This is a genomic window from Microbacterium paraoxydans (assembly GCF_019056515.1).
Classification (GTDB): domain Bacteria; phylum Actinomycetota; class Actinomycetes; order Actinomycetales; family Microbacteriaceae; genus Microbacterium.
The window spans coordinates 2,175,845-2,192,629 of the sequence record NZ_CP064873.1 but is presented as its reverse complement, the minus strand read 5'-3'; the positions used below and the strand labels follow the sequence as shown (position 1 = coordinate 2,192,629).

21 protein-coding genes and 1 tRNA gene are annotated in these 16,785 nt (G+C 70.4%); 14 read left to right on the top strand and 8 right to left on the bottom strand.

The window, feature by feature from the left end; all coding sequences use genetic code 11:
* Window positions 1-15: 15 nt before the first annotated feature.
* From IZR02_RS10570 to IZR02_RS10555, 4 genes are all read right to left on the bottom strand, one after another.
* On the bottom strand, window positions 16-390 hold the full coding sequence (locus tag IZR02_RS10570; RefSeq protein WP_217316413.1) for an RNA-binding S4 domain-containing protein: 375 nt from the start codon (window positions 388-390) through the stop codon (window positions 16-18).
* Window positions 390-1,058 carry a lysoplasmalogenase family protein gene (locus IZR02_RS10565; RefSeq protein ID WP_025105135.1) on the bottom strand — a complete coding sequence of 223 codons (669 nt, stop codon included), beginning with the start codon at window positions 1,056-1,058 and terminating at the stop codon, window positions 390-392. Before IZR02_RS10565 ends, IZR02_RS10570 begins: the two co-directional genes overlap by 1 nt.
* A gap of 62 nt (window positions 1,059-1,120) precedes the next feature.
* Entirely contained in the window at window positions 1,121-1,576 is a 456-nt protein-coding gene (locus IZR02_RS10560; RefSeq protein WP_025105134.1) for a hypothetical protein, read from the bottom strand.
* Window positions 1,573-2,181, bottom strand: a complete 609-nt coding sequence (locus tag IZR02_RS10555) for a GNAT family N-acetyltransferase (RefSeq protein ID WP_025105133.1) — start codon at window positions 2,179-2,181, stop codon at window positions 1,573-1,575. The genes IZR02_RS10560 and IZR02_RS10555 overlap by 4 nt, the downstream gene beginning before the upstream one ends.
* A 108-nt stretch (window positions 2,182-2,289) precedes the next feature.
* Between IZR02_RS10555 and IZR02_RS10550 the strand changes: the two genes are divergently transcribed.
* Window positions 2,290-2,366, top strand: a tRNA-Pro gene (locus IZR02_RS10550).
* Window positions 2,367-2,454: 88 nt separating this feature from the next.
* Here the strand turns inward: IZR02_RS10550 and IZR02_RS10545 are convergent.
* Window positions 2,455-3,093, bottom strand: coding sequence for a TetR/AcrR family transcriptional regulator (locus tag IZR02_RS10545; RefSeq protein ID WP_025105132.1), 639 nt, complete (start codon window positions 3,091-3,093; stop codon window positions 2,455-2,457).
* 72 nt (window positions 3,094-3,165) lie between these two features.
* On the opposite strand from IZR02_RS10545, the gene IZR02_RS10540 reads away from it, so the two are divergent.
* The 10 genes from IZR02_RS10540 (at window position 3,166) to IZR02_RS10500 (ending at window position 11,770) form a co-directional block, all read left to right on the top strand.
* Window positions 3,166-4,209, top strand: coding sequence for an agmatine deiminase family protein (locus IZR02_RS10540; protein WP_025105131.1), 1,044 nt, complete (start codon window positions 3,166-3,168; stop codon window positions 4,207-4,209).
* Window positions 4,206-5,927: an amidase gene (locus IZR02_RS10535; RefSeq protein ID WP_025105130.1), complete on the top strand. Its 1,722-nt coding sequence runs from the start codon at window positions 4,206-4,208 to the stop codon at window positions 5,925-5,927. Before IZR02_RS10540 ends, IZR02_RS10535 begins: the two co-directional genes overlap by 4 nt.
* A complete protein-coding gene (locus IZR02_RS10530) occupies window positions 5,924-7,027 on the top strand; it encodes a C45 family autoproteolytic acyltransferase/hydolase (protein WP_025105129.1) in 1,104 nt (367 codons plus the stop codon). Before IZR02_RS10535 ends, IZR02_RS10530 begins: the two co-directional genes overlap by 4 nt.
* Before the next feature lie 19 nt (window positions 7,028-7,046).
* Window positions 7,047-8,690, top strand: a complete 1,644-nt coding sequence (locus tag IZR02_RS10525) for an amidohydrolase (RefSeq protein WP_025105128.1) — start codon at window positions 7,047-7,049, stop codon at window positions 8,688-8,690.
* 69 nt (window positions 8,691-8,759) lie between these two features.
* Complete coding sequence (locus tag IZR02_RS10520) at window positions 8,760-10,016, top strand: purine-cytosine permease family protein (protein ID WP_254385355.1); 1,257 nt, start codon at window positions 8,760-8,762, stop codon at window positions 10,014-10,016.
* Window positions 10,017-10,049: 33 nt separating this feature from the next.
* Window positions 10,050-10,223, top strand: coding sequence for a hypothetical protein (locus IZR02_RS17900; protein WP_254385353.1), 174 nt, complete (start codon window positions 10,050-10,052; stop codon window positions 10,221-10,223).
* 82 nt (window positions 10,224-10,305) lie between these two features.
* A complete protein-coding gene (locus IZR02_RS10515) occupies window positions 10,306-10,656 on the top strand; it encodes a hypothetical protein (RefSeq protein ID WP_025105126.1) in 351 nt (116 codons plus the stop codon).
* An 8-nt stretch (window positions 10,657-10,664) separates the two neighbouring features.
* On the top strand, window positions 10,665-11,120 hold the full coding sequence (locus tag IZR02_RS10510; RefSeq protein WP_025105125.1) for a DUF6389 family protein: 456 nt from the start codon (window positions 10,665-10,667) through the stop codon (window positions 11,118-11,120).
* Between the two features lie 120 nt (window positions 11,121-11,240).
* On the top strand, window positions 11,241-11,558 hold the full coding sequence (locus tag IZR02_RS10505) for a hypothetical protein (RefSeq protein ID WP_025105124.1): 318 nt from the start codon (window positions 11,241-11,243) through the stop codon (window positions 11,556-11,558).
* A complete protein-coding gene (locus IZR02_RS10500; RefSeq protein ID WP_029989879.1) occupies window positions 11,558-11,770 on the top strand; it encodes a DUF2188 domain-containing protein in 213 nt (70 codons plus the stop codon). The genes IZR02_RS10505 and IZR02_RS10500 overlap by 1 nt, the downstream gene beginning before the upstream one ends.
* 3 nt (window positions 11,771-11,773) lie before the next feature.
* On the opposite strand, the gene IZR02_RS10495 is transcribed toward IZR02_RS10500, so the two are convergent.
* Both IZR02_RS10495 and helR read right to left on the bottom strand, forming a co-directional pair.
* Complete coding sequence (locus IZR02_RS10495; protein ID WP_162817585.1) at window positions 11,774-11,932, bottom strand: hypothetical protein; 159 nt, start codon at window positions 11,930-11,932, stop codon at window positions 11,774-11,776.
* 43 nt (window positions 11,933-11,975) lie between these two features.
* Window positions 11,976-14,105 carry an RNA polymerase recycling motor ATPase HelR gene (gene helR / locus IZR02_RS10490; RefSeq protein ID WP_025105123.1) on the bottom strand — a complete coding sequence of 710 codons (2,130 nt, stop codon included), beginning with the start codon at window positions 14,103-14,105 and terminating at the stop codon, window positions 11,976-11,978.
* A gap of 128 nt (window positions 14,106-14,233) precedes the next feature.
* Here helR and IZR02_RS10485 point away from each other — a divergent pair, with 128 nt between their 5' ends.
* Window positions 14,234-14,815 carry an NADPH-dependent FMN reductase gene (locus tag IZR02_RS10485; RefSeq protein WP_029989877.1) on the top strand — a complete coding sequence of 194 codons (582 nt, stop codon included), beginning with the start codon at window positions 14,234-14,236 and terminating at the stop codon, window positions 14,813-14,815.
* 17 nt (window positions 14,816-14,832) lie between these two features.
* On the opposite strand, the gene IZR02_RS10480 is transcribed toward IZR02_RS10485, so the two are convergent.
* Window positions 14,833-15,696: a DUF72 domain-containing protein gene (locus tag IZR02_RS10480; RefSeq protein ID WP_025105122.1), complete on the bottom strand. Its 864-nt coding sequence runs from the start codon at window positions 15,694-15,696 to the stop codon at window positions 14,833-14,835.
* Window positions 15,697-15,780: 84 nt separating this feature from the next.
* Here IZR02_RS10480 and IZR02_RS10475 point away from each other — a divergent pair, with 84 nt between their 5' ends.
* Entirely contained in the window at window positions 15,781-15,996 is a 216-nt protein-coding gene (locus IZR02_RS10475) for a hypothetical protein (RefSeq protein ID WP_025105121.1), read from the top strand.
* A gap of 388 nt (window positions 15,997-16,384) precedes the next feature.
* Window positions 16,385-16,765, top strand: a complete 381-nt coding sequence (locus IZR02_RS10470) for a hypothetical protein (RefSeq protein ID WP_025105120.1) — start codon at window positions 16,385-16,387, stop codon at window positions 16,763-16,765.
* Window positions 16,766-16,785: the final 20 nt, after the last annotated feature.

The window sequence follows — 16,785 nt, the reverse complement described above, 5'->3', positions numbered from 1 at the left end:
GAATCGCGGAAGGGTTCAGTCGTGTTGTATATCGCCTCGTCCGCGGAGGCGATCGATGTCCCGACGCTCCCGCTTCGTCGGTCGTCCGGCGCCCCGGTCCCGGACGCCGAGGGCTGCCTGCGGCTCGCGTTCCGGCGTCCGGTCCTCGTAGGCGAGGGCGGCGAGCGGCGCGCCGACGCGCTTGACGAGGATCTGGCGCACGATCAGGATCCGGTCAAAACCCGCGATGCGGATGCGGAGCTCGTCGCCCACGCGAACCGCCTGTGCAGCCTTCGCCTTGTCGCCGTTGACGCGCACATGCCCCGCACGGCATGCGGTGGTCGCCGCTGACCGGGGCTTGTAGACGCGCACCGCCCAGAGCCAGCTGTCCACCCGCGCGCTGTCGACCATCAGGCGGCCCTCCGCTGCAGGGAGACGAGGGCGCCGGCGACGATCAGGCCCTGGCCGAGCGTATAGGTGAGCATCACGGCGGGGCTGCTCCAGGCCGGGAGCGCGTCGGGCAGGAAGAGTCGGAAAGCGAGGATCGTGTCGCTCGCCAGGAAGAACGCCCCGCCCGTCGCGACGAGCGGATGGCATCGCGCAGCGAACGCCGCGGTGCCCGCGAGGAGCAGGCCATACAGCGCGACGCCGACGAGGAGCGGGCCCGTGTGCGGGCCGAGGACGAGGATCATCGCGAGCCACCAGACGGCGTAGATCGCGGTCCACCACGGCAGGCGACGGCGCGCGAGGTGGCGGGCGAAGAGGACGATGTAGGCGATGTGCGCGAGGCCGAAGAAGGCGAGCATGAGCGGAAGCTCGGGTGCCGCGGGGAACAGCGCGCCCGCGCCGTCGCCCAGCCAGGAGAAGAGCACGGCGACGAGGAGCAGGGCCACCGTCACGGGTGGGTGGATTCGCCGCGCCGCCACCAGGACCGGTACCGCGAGCAGTGGCATCAGCAGCAGCTTCGTCGGAGCCGCGAGATCGTGGTCCAGTGCGAGAAGCGCGACGTGCAAGGCGGAGAGTACGGCGTAGGGGACGAACGCCCACACGGTCGCGGGCGGGAGGGTGCGGCGCTGCATCCCTCCATCGTATGACCGGAGGGGCATGTCGTCCCGAAGGCGGTCGATCGGACCGGCCCGCGTCAGGACTCGACGGTGACCGTCGCGACGGCACCCTCGGCATCGAGGTGCACGGCGGGCCAGTAGCCCTCCGGGAAGTGCTCGCCGCAGGAGTCTGTGAAGTGGAGGACGACGGTGCCGTCGCCGGAGGCCTCGATGGTCTCGAGGTCCAGGTCGTCCGCCGCCTCGTCCAGGTCGCTGGGGTCTGGGTCTCCGGTGCTGGACGTTGTCACCACGGCATCCGAGGCGACGCGGCGGAGGCCCGGGAGGCCGGCGATGACCGCACGCAGCCGAGGGAGCAGCGGAGCGACAACGCCTGGCGATGCGCCCTCGACCATCAGCTCGTAGGTGCTGCCGTCGACCTCGACGCTGCCGACGAACCAGTCGTGGGTGAGGACGGAGCCGTCGTCGAGCTCGGAGGTCGCCCGGTGGAGCGGTCCGAGGTCGGGATCGTCGAGGGAGGAGTTCGCGGCGCTCATGCCTTCACGCTATCGCTCCCGTTCGGTGCGATTTCCAGGGCGACCAGCACGCGCCCCGGCTTCATCACCGCCTTCTCCGTGAAACCCGCGCGGAGGAACGTCCTGATCGTGCCGTGGTACAGATCGTTCGCGCGCTGCTTCTCGCCGCGGGTGTCGACGGGATACCCCTCGATGAGACGGGCACCCGACTCCCGCGCGAAGGCGATCGCGGCGTCGAGCAGTTCGGTGTTGAGCCCGGTTCCCCGATGCTCCCTGCGGACGACGAAGCAGGTGACGGCCCACACGGACTCGTCGTCGAACGGCTCGGTGCTCGAGGCGGCGATCATGCGGGTGCGGGGGATCCGGGCTTGCCGGGTGCGCGGTCCGATACGGATCCAGCCCGCGGCCTCGCCGTCGACGTACGCGACCAGTCCCGGAGGGGGACCCTCGTCGATCTCGGCGCGGAACATATCGGTGCGCTGAGGCGTGGTGGTCTGATTCCAGTCCTTGTTCGGCAGCACCGGCCAGATGCACTGGCAGCTCGCCCCATCGCCCCCGCCGGTGAGCGCGTGCTGCACGTCATCCCAGCGGGCGGTCGTCGCCAGCGCGGTCGTGATCGTCGACATGCAGGCGACGGTACAAGCAGCTTCCGACACCCCGCAACGGCTCGGTTCGCGAGAGGGCCTCTGGTGCGGCTAAGATAGGGGAGTTGCCTGCGCGAGAGTGCAGAACAACGGGCTGTGGCGCAGCTTGGTAGCGCACTTGACTGGGGGTCAAGGGGTCGCAGGTTCAAATCCTGTCAGCCCGACCATTTCGGGGCCGGAATCTCGCACGAGGTTCCGGCCCTTCTGCATTCCTGGGATCGCCGAGGGCACGAAGAGGGCACGCCTCCGCGACCGTCAGCGCGTGGGAAGGAGCTCCGCGATCGTCCCCTGGGGCGCGCCGACCAGCGTCTCGCAGGCCTGTGCCAACCGAGCGGCGAACAGCGCGGCGTCGGTACGGCGGGTCAGCGCATGCGCTGCGATGCCGTCGATCATGGCGAGGATCTGCCAGGCCACGGCATCCGTGTCGTCGGTGCGGAACACGCCGGAGCGCCGGCCCTCCTCGATGAGCTGCGCGATGAACGACTGCCAGGCGCTCATCTGCTCGTCGATGGCCACCGACAGCGCCGCGCTGCCGCGGCCGAGGGACCAGGCGTCCACCCACACGAGCGTGATGTCGTCGTGATCGCTGCTGAGGACCGTGGAGATCATCCGTGCCACCCGTGCCGCCGGCTCGCTTTCGGTCTCGGCCTGGGTGCGGACGTCGTCCAGTTCGGATGCCGTGAGCTCGCGGAAGGTGCGCGAGACCAACTCATCCATGCTCGATGCGTAGTGCGAGACGAGCCCCGGCGCCACCCCTGCCCTGCTGGCGACCGCCCGCAGCGTCAGTGCGGACAGTCCCTTCTCCCTGGCGATCGCGATCGCGGCGTCGTAGATCTCGCCGGCGCGCTGCTCCGGCGTCTTCCTGGTCCGTGGCCGCGTATCGGATGTTGACATGGTGCCTCCAGTGTAGGAACATTCCTGTATTGGTCACGTGACCAACAAGCCGTTGTCGGCGAAGGAGATGACATGGGCTGGCGGATGCCGCACGAGGGCGATCGGCACGAACGCACCTGGATGGCGTTTCCGCGCGTGGGCGTCAACCTGGGCGACGGTGCCGCCTGGCGCGACACCGCGTACCGCGCGTGGACCGACGTCGCCCTGGCGATCGCCGAGTTCGAACCGGTGACGATGGTCGTGGACCCGACCGAGATGGCGCGGGCGCGGGACATGCTCGGCTCGGCCGTCGAGATCGTCGAGTCGCCGCTGGACGAGTTCTGGATGCGCGATTTCGGCCCGACCTTCGTCCTCGACGACGATCGGCCCGGCGTCCTCGGCGCGGTCGACTGGATCTTCAACGGCTGGGGTGCGCCCGCGTGGGCCGAGTGGCAGGTGTCGGCCGGCGTCGCGCGCATCGTCGCCGCACACGTCGGAGCCGAGCACATCAGTTCGGTGCTCGTGAACGAGGGCGGCGGTATCCACGTCGACGGCGAGGGCACGGTGCTGCTCACCGAGACGGTGCAGCTCGACCCGAACCGCAACCCCTACGCCGACAGAGGCCGCGTCGAGGCCGAACTCGCACGCACGATCGGCGCGACCACAGCCATCTGGCTGCCCCGAGGCCTCACGCGCGACTACGACGAGTTCGGCACCAACGGACACGTCGACATCGTCGCCGCGTTCGCCGCTCCGGGCCGGGTGCTGCTGCACCGCCAGGACGACGCGGGACACCCCGACCACGTCGTCACGCGGGAGCTGAAGGCGTTCCTGCAGGACCAGTCGGATGCCGCGGGCCGCCCGCTCGAGATCATCGACGTCCCGGCCCCCGAGACTCTCCGCGACGACGACGGCTTCGTGGACTGGAGCTACATCAACCACCTCATCGTGAACGACGCCGTGATCGCGTGCGGGTTCGGTGAGGACGCTGCCGATGCCCGTGCGCGGGATATCCTCGGAGCCGCGTACCCCGGGCGACAGATCGTGACCGTCGACGCACGCCCGATCTTCGCGCGCGGCGGCGGCATCCACTGCATCACCCAGCAGCAGCCGGCGACGAGCGAGGCACCCGCATGATCGATGTGGTCGACGCGTCCATCGCGGATCTGCGGCGAGCACTCGAGACCGGTGCAGCTACCAGCGTCGCGCTGGTGCAGGCCTATCTTGCCCGCATCGACGCCTACGACGCACCCGGCACCGAGACCGCGCTCAACGCGGTCGTCGTCCGCAACCCCGACGCCCTCGCCGAAGCCGCGGCGTCCGATGCCCGCAGGGCGGCCCGGCACTCGCTCGGCCCGCTGGACGGCATCCCGTACACGGCCAAGGACAGCTACCTCGTCGCCGGGCTCACTGCGGCATGCGGTTCCCCGGCGTTCGTGGATCTGGTCGCGCAGCGGGACGCGTTCACGATCGAACGGCTCAGGGCCGGTGGGGCGATCTGCCTCGGCCTGACCAACATGCCACCGATGGCGAACGGCGGGATGCAGCGCGGTGTGTACGGACGGGCGGAGAGTCCGTACAGCGCCGACTGGCTGACCAGTGCGTTCGGATCCGGCTCCTCCAACGGATCGGGCACCGCGACCGCCGCGAGCTTCGCTGCCTTCGGACTCGGCGAGGAGACCTGGTCGAGCGGTCGGGCACCGGCGTCGAACAACGCCCTCTGCGCATACACGCCCAGCCGCGGCGTCATCTCGGTGCGCGGCAACTGGCCGCTGGTGCCCACGATGGACGTCGTGGTGCCGCATACCCGCACGATGGCCGATCTCTTCGAGGTGCTCGACGTGATCGTCGCCGACGACGCCGACGTCCGCGGCGACTTCTGGCGCGCCCAGCCGTGGGCGCGTATCCCTGCCGCATCCGAGGTGCGTCCGGCGTCGTACCGTGACCTCGCCGTGGCCGACCCTCGTTCCGCTCTCGCCGGCCGGCGCTTCGGCGTGCCGCGCATGTACGTCAATGCCGATCCGGATGCCGGCACCGGCACCACCATCGGAGGCGCGACCGGGCAGCGCATCGTGACCAGGGCGTCCGTCATCGAGCTCTGGGAGCAAGCGCGCCGAGACCTCGAAGACGCCGGCGCCCACGTGGTCGACGTCGACTTCCCGGTCGTCACCAACTACGAGGGTGACCGCGCCGGGGCGCCGACCGTGCGCACCAGGGGACTGGTGTCCGAGCGGTTCCTGCGCTCCGAGATCGAGGATCTCTCCGCCTGGGCGTGGGACGACTTCCTGCGCGCGAACGGCGACCCCGCGCTCGATCGGCTCGACCTCGTCGACGGCGCGCGCATCTTCCCGCATCCGGAAGGTGCCCTCCCGGATCGCTACACCGGCTTCGACGACGAGATCGCCGAGTATCCGGCCTTCGTCCGCGAGCGCCCGTACGCGTCATTCACCGACATCCCGTATCTCGAGGAGGGTGTGCGCGGGCTCGAGGAGACCCGCCGCGTCGACCTCGAGGAGTGGATGGACGCGCTCGGCCTCGACGCCGTGATCTTCCCCGCCGTCGCCGACGTCGGCCCCGCCGACATGGACGTGAACCCGGCATCCGCCGACGCGGGTTGGCGCAACGGCGTGTGGGTCGCGAACGGGAATCTCGCGATCCGACATCTCGGCATCCCGACCGTCACGGTGCCGATGGGCACGACGGCAGACATCGGGATGCCGGTGGGTCTGACCATCGCGGGCCGCGGCTGGGACGATACCGCCCTGCTGCGCCTCGCCGCCGCGTTCGAGGCGACCGGCGAGCGCCGTACTGCACCGCCGCGCACTTCCGCTCTTCCCGGAGAGGAAATCTCGTGACGTCGCCCTTTCCGCGCCCGGAGCGGCGCTTGCAGATCACGGCCGATGCCTCGGATCCGCTCCAGCGCGGCGTCGAGCGCGGCAGGCAGCTGCGGGAAACTCTGCCCGGCACGATCGACGCGTATGATCGGCTCTTCCGCCTCGGCGCCGTCGACGAGAAGACCGTGCGCGACGACGCCGAGCGGCTGCTCGACGCAGTCGACGCCCACCGTCCGGCGCTGCGCGCGCAGATCGAGGGCATCGCCGCCGGTGCGGACGCCGAGATCTGGCGCGTCGCAGCCTTGAACGCGCGAACGGAGATCCTCTCCCGCAGCGTCGCCGTACCGCCGGGGGAGTGCTCGACCATCGTGCGCTCGATCCGCGATGCGGACGGCCGCGCGCGCACCCTCGGCGTGCAGACGTGGGACTGGCACATGGAGATCGCGCCGTACTGGCACACGATCATCTCGCGCGGCGGCGTCCACGACTACGCCGGGCTCACCGAATGCGGCATCCTCGGCAAGATCGGCCTGAACAGCGCCGGCGTCGCGCTGCACTTCAACATCCTCGGGCACCGGTCCGACCGGCCCGAGGGCATCCCGATGCACGTGCTCGCCGCTCTCGTGCTCGAGGAGGCCTCCAGTGTCGCGCACGCCGTCGAACTGGTGCGCGAGGCGCCGGTCACGAGCTCCGGCTCGTTCGCGCTCTTCGACGCCGCGGGCGACGCCGTGCTGCTCGACATCAGCCCTGAAGGCGTGTTCTCCGCGCCCGCTATCACGGAGGGAACCTGGCTGCGCACGAATCACTTCCTCACCGAAGCGCCGGCGGCGCACGAGAAGACCTGGCTGTACCAGCCCGACTCCGGTCAGCGCTGGGACTTCCTGCGGGGCCGACTGCTGTCGGCCAGCGCACCGACGGATGCCGAGCAGCTGCGCGCGATGCTCGTGACCGGCGACCGCGAGCCTCCGGTGACCTGCGTACCCGACCTCGCGCTTCCGATGGGACAGCGGTGGGCCAGCCTGGCCACCGTCGTGCTCGACCCCGTCGGTCGTCGGGCCGACGTGCTCGACGGCACTCCGGCTGAAACCGCCACCCGCCCGCATCTGGCGCTCGCGCTCTGACCCGATCGAAGGGACCACCATGACCGACACCGCCACCGTCTATCGCAACGCCACCGTCTTCGACGGGTTCGCGGATGTTCCGGTGCAGTCCGCGTTCGCCGTGCGCGGCGATCGCATCCTCGCTGTCGGCACGGAGACGGAGGTCCGCTCCGCGGCAGGTGAGGGTGCCGCGGTCGTGGACCTTGACGGGGCCTTCGTGATGCCCGGTGTCATCGAGGCGCACGCGCACCTGGCGATGTTCGGCCACGCGCAGGGCAAGGTGCAACTCCGCGACTGCACCTCGGTGGCACAGATCCAGCAGCGGCTGCTCGAGGCGCGGGGGATGAACCCGGACGCGACGATCATCGAGGGCGTCAGCTGGCTGTTCGATGCGCTGCCCGACGGCGTCACCCAGCCGACCGCGGCGATGATCGACGAGGTGATCGACGACATCCCGGTCTTCCTCGACGCGAACGACCTGCACAGCACCTGGGTGAACACAGCCGCGCTGCGCGCTGCCGGAATCGACCGCGACACCGTCGACCCGATCGGCGGCCAGGTCGTGCGGGGCGAGGACGGAGAGGCGACCGGGTTCCTGCTCGAGACCGCGGCCATGGATCTGCTCGCGGACTATCTCGACGGCATCCGGACCGAGGAGGAGGTCGACGGCCACCTGGAGCTCGCCTTCGCCGCGTACCTGGCGGCCGGCGTTACCGGCGCCGCCGACATGGGGATGACGGAGCAGCCGATGGCGGCGCTGCGGCGTCGGCTCGACCGCGACGGTCGGCTGCCGTTCCCGGTCACCGCGCACTGGTGGCTGAGCTCGACCGGCGACCCGGCATCCGATCTCGCCCAGGTCGAGCGTGCGGTCCAGCTGCGTGACGAACTCGAGGCCACGGGCACGCCGTGGCTGAAGGTCGTCGGGGTGAAGTTCATCCTCGACGGCGTGATCGACGCGTGCACCGCCGCGATGGTGCGCCCGTACGCCGACGGCTCGAACGCCGACCCGATCTGGAGCCGCGAGGCCGCGACGCCGGTCGCGATCGCCGCCGACCACGCCGGCCTGCAGCTCGCGATGCACGCGATCGGAGACGCGGCGAGCGCACTAGCCGTCGACCTCGTCGAGGCCTGTGAGCGGGCGAACGGCACCGGCACCGCCCGCCGCCCGCGCATCGAGCACCTGGAGTCGGTCGCGCCCGAGACGGTCGCACGGATGCGCGCGCACGGCATCGCGGCATCCATGCAGCCGGTGCACTGCGACCCCGCCATCCTGGACAACTGGATGGCGATGCTCGGAGATCAGCGCGCCGAGGACGGCTTCCCGTGGAACTGGTTCCGCGACGTCGATGTTCCCATCGCGCTGGGTACCGACGCCCCCACCGCACCCCACGAGGCTCTGCACAACCTGTTCATCGCGATGTCCGGGCGATCCTCGATCGACCGCGCGCTGCCGCCGTACCACCCGGAGCGTGCGTTCACCGCCGCGCAGGCACTCGCTGCGGCGACGTCCGGCGCGGCCCACGTCGGCGCGATCGACGACGCCTACGGCCGGATCGCGCCCGGTTTCTTCGCGAACGTCGCCGTGCTGGACATCGACCCGCTGTCCGCGCCGACCGACGACCTGCTCACCGGTGCCGTGCTGCTCACCCTCGTGCACGGCGAGGTCGCCTACCGGCGGCCATGAGCTCCCGCTCCTGAATCCCGAACGCCCCCTGCAGTGACGCAGGAGGGTGCCCGTCCTGGAAGGACCGTCATGTCCGACACATCCGCCATCCCCGCTCCTGGTGCCGTCGCGCCCGGATCCGAATCCGACTTCGTCGACTCCGCGAGCACCCCCGAGACGCGGGGCATCGAACTCATCACCGACGCCCAACGGCACGGGAGAGCGCGCGATCTGTTCTTCGTCTGGAGCGCACCGGGCGTCAGCGTGCTGAACATCACGGTCGGCGCCTCGATGACGCTCGTGCTCGGCCTGGAGATCTGGCAGGCGCTGCTCGTGATTCTGGCATCGAGCGCGCTCGCTCTGCTGCCGGGTATCGTCGCCATCTCCGGACCGGCAGCCGGCACCTCCGGCTCGGTGGTCCAGCGAGCGATCTACGGCATCCACGGCAACAAGATCGTCATCGCGTTCTACGGCTGGTTCATCTCGGGGGTCTTCCTCGCGCTGAACTGGGTGGCGGCGTCGTTCATCGGCGGCGAACTGCTCGTGCGGTGGGGCTTCCCCGATCCGATCGCGGCATCGATCCTGGTGGCGGTCGTGGTCTCGACGATCACCGTGGTCGTCGCCGTGTACGGTCACGCCCTCATCCTGAAGGCCTACCTGGCGATCTCGATCGGGCTGTTCGTGATCTTCGCACTCGTCATCGGCTTCATCGCCCCCGCGCTGGATGGGGGATTCGCGCAGCCCGAGCCGCTCAGCGGTCTGCCGCTGTGGGTGAGCATCACGATCGCGTTCGCGCTGATGGCATCGTCGCCGCTGTCGTTCAGCAACAGCGCCGACATGGCCCGGTATCTGCCACGCGACACCAAAGCGTCCGGCATCATCGGCGCGACCGCGCTGGGACAGCTCTTCCCCGCGGTGCTCATCACCGCCTTCGGCGTCGTGCTGGGCGGCTCCATCGGGCCCGACAGTCTCGCGAACGGCATCGAGTACTCCCTGCTCGAGAAGCTGCCGGTCTGGCTCGCCCCGCTGTTCGTACTGGGCGTCCTGGTGAACTGCATCTCGCTCAACGGCATGACGACCTACACGGCGAGCATGGCCCTGCAGTCGATCGGCGTGCCGATCCGCCGCATCCCCTCCGCGATCCTCATCGGTGCGCTCGGCTGCGCGTTCACGATCGTGCTCGTCGTGGCATCCGACCTGATCAGCGCCGTCAACCTGATGCTGCAGTTCCTGCTGATCATCTCCGTGCCCACGATGGGCGTCTACGTCGCCGACATCGTCCTGCGCCGCAACCGCTACTCCGGGACCGACCTGTTCGACGAACGGTCCGGCGGCAGGTTCTGGTAAACCGGCGGGTTCGGCATCCCGGGTCTCGTCTCCGTGGTCGCCGGTGGCTTCGCCACCGCGATGTTCCTGTCGACGACCGTGTGGACCGGCCCGCTCGGCGCGGCGCTGGGCGGGCTCGACCTCTCGGTGCCGGTGGGACTCCTGGTCTCGATGGGCCTGTACGCCGTGCTCGCAGGACGCACGGTGCGCACGCAGATCGGCGGCTGAGCCGGGCGGCCTCCGGTTGCTCTCTTCGGGCTCGGGCGTCAAGGGGGTGCGGCGCCACCGTCCCGCGTCCTACCGTTCCCCCATGGCTATCGAACTGAACCGACCGGCGCTGAAGCTCGCGCGTTCCCTCGTCCGCGACGGCAAGGTCGTGCGGGATGAACGCGACGACTGGTCCGAGGCAGCGCCCAGCGCAGAAGACGAGAACCGCTTCATCGACGAGCACGGATGGACGGAGTTCGCCCACTGGCACCTCGGCATCGACAAGAGTGAGAACCCGGAGACGAAGAAGGCGTACAGCTTTCCCTTCGGCGACTTCCGGAAGGTGCGTCGCTCCGGCGTGATCTCGGGGGAGAGCCGCGCCGGACAGTATGACCACGAGGAGATCCGCGACGAGCTGCGGAAGCTCCTCGAGCTCATCGACTCCGAGGCCTGACACCTTCCATGAGCGCTCCGGAGACAGCAGAGCAGGCGGACGGCACCGAGCCCTACGCCCGCGCCCTGCGAACCGTGCTCGACCGGGAGAGCGAGCGCGTCGCCGCCGCGCTGGGTGCCCTACATCGGGCCGCCGTCGAAGCGGAGAGCGGTGTGGAAGCGATCCTCATCGACGTCTTCGTCGACCAGGACGGCGAGGGCCCCTTCGACGTCTGGGCGCGGTTCGACGGGGCCGACGCCTTCGACCTGGACCGGCGGTTCGACGACCAGCGCCACCTGTTCGGTGTGGAGTGGACCGCGGACGGCTGGGAGCCCGCGGTGCCCTCGCGCCCGCGCAGATGGGCGCGGGATCGCCTGGAGGAAGCCGTCCTCGTGGTCGTCGCCGAATGGATAGAAGGCCTGCTCCCGGCCGGCGCGAGGGAGGGCCTCTTCTGGGTGGGTGCTCCCGATCTCGGCTACGCCTGACCCGCTCCTGACCGTCCCATCCGGCTCCGAAACCTAGCGGCTCGGCGAGGTCTCCTCAAGCCCCTCGGCGACTCAGAGTCCAGCCGGGAGACTGGGGGCAGCCCGATCGAAGGAGGAGACATGGAATCGACACCCGACGACGTCGGCGGTCAGCCGCTGCGCGACGGCGACGCGACCACCGAGGCCGACCCGAGCAACGATCCCGCGCAGGCCGATTGGGAGCGCACGGAAGCCCTCGACGAGGGGGCGGCACCGGAGGATCTGGAGCCGTCGACCGCCACCGGCCGCGATCCCGACGAGATCCCCGACCCCGACGATGAGGTGCCGGCGGAGGACCTGCCGGGTTCCGCGCCGCAGCCGGAGAGCCAGGGAGAGGACCCGGTCCTCGCCGATCTCGGCGAAGAAGGACAGGGCGACCTGGGGCCGGGGGACGTCTGATGGCCATCACGGCAGTCGTCACCCGGTCGAAGAACGGGCAATGGGTCAACGAGGTGGACGGCGCTCCCGAGCTCTCCCGCAGCTACACCAGCCGCGACGAGGCGATCGAGGAGGGGGAAGCCCTCGCGGCGGAGCACGGTGCCCGCCATGAGATCGAGCACAGTGAGCCGACGGGCACCATCACCGACGGCGGCGCACCCGACGACGCCTGATCGTCACCGCCGCGGCGTGAACTCGTCCGGAGCCTCCGGCTCCTCGACATCCTGCGCCTGCTGGAGGTGTCCGCAATCCGGGCACCTCCAGCCACCGGGGATGGCGAGCATCACGACATCGTCCTCCGGGCAATGCGGTGCCGCCCCCTCGCCGTTCGTCATCGCCCCAGGCTAGAGCGCCCGGTCCGCCAGGACCAGGGGGTGCTCACCGCAGGACCACGAGCTCCCGCGTCGTACGGGTCATGGCGACGTAGCGGTCGACCGCTCCCGTCCGGCCCTCGCCGAGCGCCTCCGGGCGCACCAGGACGACGAGATCGAACTCGAGTCCCTTCGCCCCTTCCGGGCTCAGCGCGCGCACCCGGGGCCGCGGAGCGAACCCCGGGTCGCCGATGACCGCGACGACTCCCTCCGGGTTCGCCGCGAGCCATTCCGCCACCACCTCGTCACGCTCGACGGCGTTCCCGTGCCGGACCGGAATTCCGCTCTCCCGCACGGACACCGGGACGTTGGCGTCGGGCAGGGCCTCGAGGATGGTCGGTGCGGCGACAGTCATCACCTCCGTGGGCGTGCGGTAGTTCACCCGGAGCGACGAGACCCGGACGTTCCGCAGGCCGAGGCGTTGCAGACGCTCGCTCCACGACTCCGTGAACGCCCTCCGTGCTTGGGCTCGGTCGCCCACCACCGTGAAGCTGCGGGACGGACACCGTGCGATGAGGGTGCGCCACTGCGCGTCGGTGAGCTCCTGTGCCTCATCCACGACGATGTGCCCGAACGGGCCGGCGAGCTCGTCCGGGGGGAGCGGAGGAGGAACGTCCGCTCCTGCGAGCACGGTCCGCGCGTCGGCACCGCGCAGGATCGACATCACCTTCATCTCGCTGTCATCGCTCTCGACGAGGTGGTCGACCACGGCGGACATCTGCTCCCGCGCCGCCGCGGCCGCGACCTGCCGGCGGTGCTGCTCCCGCACGGCCTCCGGGTCGCCCAGCCGACGGTGCGCGGCATCGAGCAGGGGAAGGTCGGCGTCCGTCCACGGCGCCCCCTCTGCGCGGTGCAGCAAGGCGAGCTCCTCCGCCGGGAGATCCAGCGCGCACCGGGAGAGCAGCGCCGGAGACGCCCACAGGGTGGCGACCACCGCCGCCGGAGAGAGCAGCGGCCACGCGCGTACGAACGTCGTCGTGAGATCGTCGTCCTGCCGCAGCCACCGACGGACGGAGGACTCCGGGACCTCGGGATCACGAACCTGGTCCACCAGCATCTCCAGCACCTCCTCCCACACCTCGTCACGAGCCTCGTTGTGCGGCGACGCGGGATCCGCACGGGCGAACAGATCGGCCCAGTCCTCTCGGCTCACCCAGAGATCGGCCCACGGCGCCTCGATGCGGAGCGCGTGCATCGGCGGCCGGGTGAGCTCGGAGACCGCCGCCGCGATCACCAGCTCCGGGTCGAGGCGCTGCTTGAGCTCGGCCACGCGGGAATCCGTCTCCGCGATCGCGCCCGCGCCCTCGGGAGTGAGATCACGCAGAGTGCACAACCGCACCGTGTCCTCGCCGAGGCTCGGCAGCACGTCCTCGACGTAGCCGAGGTACTGCGGGTTCGGTCCTACGAGCAGCATGCCCCCGGCGCCGGTGGTCAGCCGCGGCTCGGCGTACAGGAGGTGCGCCGCCCGGTGCAGCGCGACGACGGTCTTCCCGGTGCCGGGGCCGCCGTCCACGACCAGAGCGCCGGGCGAAGGGACGCGCACGATGGCGTCCTGATCCGCCTGGATCGTCGCCAGCACGTCCCGCATGCGCCCGGTCCGGTGTGCGCCGAGGCTCGCGAGAAAAGCGGACTGGTCGTCGAGGGAGGCGGCGCCGTCGAGGCCCTCCGGCGACAGCGCCTCGTCCCAGTAGTCCGTGATCCTGCCTCGGTTCCACCGGTACCGTCGCCGGGAGAGGAGGCCCCGGGGGTCTTCCCAGGTCGCGGCGAAGTACGGTTCCGCTGCCGGAGCCCGCCAGTCGACCAGCAGGCGGGTGCCGTCCGCATCGGACACCCCGGCGCGACCGATGTACACCGGCGGTCCGGCCGCCGGGGTCATCCGGCCCAGGCACATGTCGATGCCGTACCGCTCCCGCAGGCGCAGCGTCGCGCTGAGGCGGCGGATCTCCAGGTCGCGATCGACCGCCGTGACGCCCGCGTCCGCGGCCTGCCGGCGCACGAGGGCGAGACGAGCGGTCAGGGCGTCCTGTTCCCGGGACAGAGCGGCGCCGAGGCGCTGGAGGTGGGCGCGGTCGGCGGCGATGAGGTCGTCTGCGGATTTCGCCGCGTGGTCGTCGGACAGATCAAAGGGGTCGAGCACGGGACATCTCCTTCGCGAGGGCATGCGGGGGCACGCGAGCCGTCGATTCTGCCTCCCGAGGGGGGCCTTGTGGCAAGCCCCCACCCCGGCGATATCCTGGAGATGCACGGAGACGAGGGGACCTCACCATGACCCATCGGATCGGCTACCTCATCGGCAGCCTCGCATCGGACTCGATCAATCGCGTCCTGGCCACGGCGCTCGTACGGCTCGCCCCGCCGGACCTCGAACTCGTGGAGATCCCGATCCGTGACCTCCCCCTCTACAACCGCGACGACGAGCTCGAACCCGTCGCTGCGGTCACCGCGTTCAAGAGCGCGATCGAGGGGGCGGACGGTCTGCTGCTCGTCTCGCCGGAGTACAACCGCTCGATCCCCGGGGCGTTGAAGAACGCCATCGACTGGGGCTCGCGACCCTGGGGTCACAACTCGTTCGCACGCAAACCCACCGGCATCATCGGCGCCTCGACGGGAGCCATCGGCACCGCGGTCATGCAGTCGTCGATGCGGAGCGTGCTGAGCTTCCTCAACGCGCCGCAGCTGAACGCCCCGGAGGCGTACATCACGTTCCGGCCCGAGGTCTTCGGCGCCGACGGTCAGGTGCACGACGCCGACACCGAGAAGTTCCTCGCGCACTACATGGAGGAGTACGCGGCGTTCGTCGAGCGGGTGCTGTCGCTCACCGCTCCGGGTCACGTCGGCGACCGGTAGCCGCCGCGCTCGCCGCGTCAGGAAGGCGCGTCCGCCACGAGCGCGCTCAACGCCAGCGCGTCGTGAGGCGCGTGCCCGCGGGCGTCGTTGTCGAAGTACACGAAGACGTCGCGTGGCCTCCCGTCGTCGGCGCCGGTCCCGTCGGCCCACCCGCGGATGAGCGCCGCCCACTCCCGCAGCTCGGTCTCGGTGTAGGCGCTGTGATAGAGCATCTGCGCGCCGTGGAGACGGATGTAGACGAAGTCCGCGGTGAGGGCATCGAATCGCGGCCATTTGCCTGCGGTGTCTGCGATGACGAGGGAAGCCCCGTGATGCTGCAGGAGCCTCAGGCTCGAGGGGTCGGCGAAGGAAGCGGAACGCGGTTCGAGGGCATAGCGGAGCGGGCGGTCGGCATCGATCTCCAGCCACGCCCGGTCCTGCAGCCGCTCGTCATGCCGCCGGGCGAGCGCGAGAGCGTCGGCCGTCGTCCGGGGAAGCGCGTCGAAGAAGGACTCCAGGAGCTCCGGGTCGAAGCGCTGGCGCTCGGGGAGCTGCCACAGGATCGGGCCGAGGCGGGGACCGAGGGCGAGGACGCCCGACGCGAAGAAGTTCGCCAGTGCCTGCTCGACGTTCCGCAGTCGCAGCATGTGGCTGACGTAGCGTGAGCCCTTGACCGCGAACACGAAGTCGTCGGGAACGCTCGCGCCCCACCGGCGGTAGCTCTCGGGCCGCTGCAGGGAGTAGAACGAGCCGTTGAGCTCGACGGTGGGGAACTGCGATCCGATGTGCTCCAGCTCTCGACGCTGCGGGAGGCCGCGCGGGTAGAAGTCGCCGCGCCACCGGGCGTACCGCCACCCGGAGACGCCGATGCGTACCCGGCCCTGCGTGCTCTTCCTCTTCATGGCCGGCTCCGTCGGGTCAAGCCCCTTGCCGCTGTCGTGCGGCCTCGGCAGGCTGGAGGCATCCACACCGAAGGAGGACGAGCCATGTCGCTCAATGACCATCCGATCGACGATGTGAAGCCCGAGGCCGACCTGCAGGAGCAGGAGCGGCTTGCCGAGGAGGTTCCCGAGGATCCGGAAGCGCCGACCCCCGCGGCGCCGGAGCTGCACCCCATCGAGGCGGACCCGGCGGACGCCGCGGAGCAGCGCATCGAAGTGCCGCTGGATGAGGACGGCCTCGACGAGCCCGCCGACGACTGACGGCCTCCGGCAGCAGGTGCGCCGGGGCGGCGTTCGAGACAGGGGAGAGGCGTCATGACGAACGACCGTAGCCCGAGCGGTGCGCTCCCTCGCCGGGGTTGACGCTCAGCGGGACGATGGCTAGCCGCGGGGTATGCCCTCTCGACGGGACCGCCCCAACCCGGTGCTGCCGAGAGGGCTCACCGTCCTACCCGGACGGTTGGGGAGGCGGCGAAGTCTCGCTGTCTCTACGGCCGATCCCCCAGAGATTCAGCCGGTAGCCCCCGCTACGAAGAGCAGAATATCCCTTAATCCTCTTGTCCGCCATTTGGGGGACAAAAGTTTCTTCGAAAATTCTGCTCGGCTCCCGGCCCTGTCGCCGATACGGACCGTTCCGTAGGGTGGGGACATGGACAGGATGCTCGTCTTCGCCGGTCAGGTCGCACTCCCGGTCGGGCACCGGGTCGAGGTCTCCGAACTCGTCGACCCCCAGACGCAGGAGCCCGTCGTCCTCTCGCTGCTCGACCTGGACACCGGTATCCGCTACCGCCGCGCCGAGGAGCCCCGAGCTGAGGTGACGCACTGGATTGGCCGTGTCCTCGACTGCACGGTGGCGGTGGGCGTCGCTCCGCGGACGTCGCTGCTCATCGACCCCATCGGGCCGTCGGCCAGCGGCGCGGGCATCGCTCTGCGCGGCGCGGATGCGGCGGTCAACGCGGCCAAGGCCGAGGCGGATCGCTGGGGTGGATCGGACCGTCCCCCGCCGGAGGAGCCCGAACGCTTCTGGTGACCGCCGGAGGCCGGGGCCCC